This window comes from Marinobacter sp. bablab_jr008 (assembly GCF_016464145.1).
GTDB classification, from domain to species: domain Bacteria; phylum Pseudomonadota; class Gammaproteobacteria; order Pseudomonadales; family Oleiphilaceae; genus Marinobacter; species Marinobacter nauticus.
Map to the genome: position 1 here is coordinate 1 of NZ_JACDWW010000053.1, position 656 is coordinate 656.

Genomic DNA, 656 nt, shown 5'->3' on the forward strand with positions numbered 1-656 from the left:
ATGACTTCGGTGCGGTTGTTTTCCGTCAGCAGGTCCAGGTCTTTCTGGGCGTGCACGTAGATCTGTTCTTCGCCGGCTTCGTCTTCAAACCGCAGTTCGTTGCTGCCCTCACCCTTGTGGGTTTTGGTCTTCAGGGTGGTCCGGGTTTTGTGTTCCGGCAGCGCGTACGGCGGTGTGTTGGTGGCGTGGTAGGTTCTTCCGGTGATGATGGGCTGGTCCGGGTCGCCGTCGAGGAAAGACACGATCACTTCGTGGCCGATTCTGGGCAATGCCATGAAGCCGTATTGGCCACCGGCCCAGCCCTGGGCCACGCGCAGCCAGGCGCTGCTGTGTTCGTCGTTCTTCGAGTATCTATCCCACGGGAATCTTACTTTCACCCGGCCATACTGGTCGCAGTGGATTTCTTCCCCGTCCGGGCCGGTGACCAGGGCCATCTGGGGGCCGTCCATCACAGGTTTGTGGTTGCACAGCGGGCGCCAGGTTTTGTCGGCCGGAATGGCGCTGAAATCGTTGTGGTAGCTGGTGGGTTCGCTGCCGCCCTCTTCTTCCAGGGCCTGGGGCTGTTTGCCGGTGTGGGTGATGGCGGTGAGCAGCCATTCCCGGTTCAGGGTCTGGCTGTCGTGGTCCTGCAGTTCCACTTTGGCGCCGGGGGTGAA

At 61.4% G+C, this 656-nt stretch carries 1 protein-coding gene; it reads right to left on the minus strand.

All coding sequences use genetic code 11. From position 1 onward, the window contains the following. Positions 1 to 656 (minus strand): type VI secretion system tip protein TssI/VgrG (gene tssI / locus JIF53_RS07290; protein WP_199452161.1); only part of this gene is annotated, 656 nt, incomplete at both ends.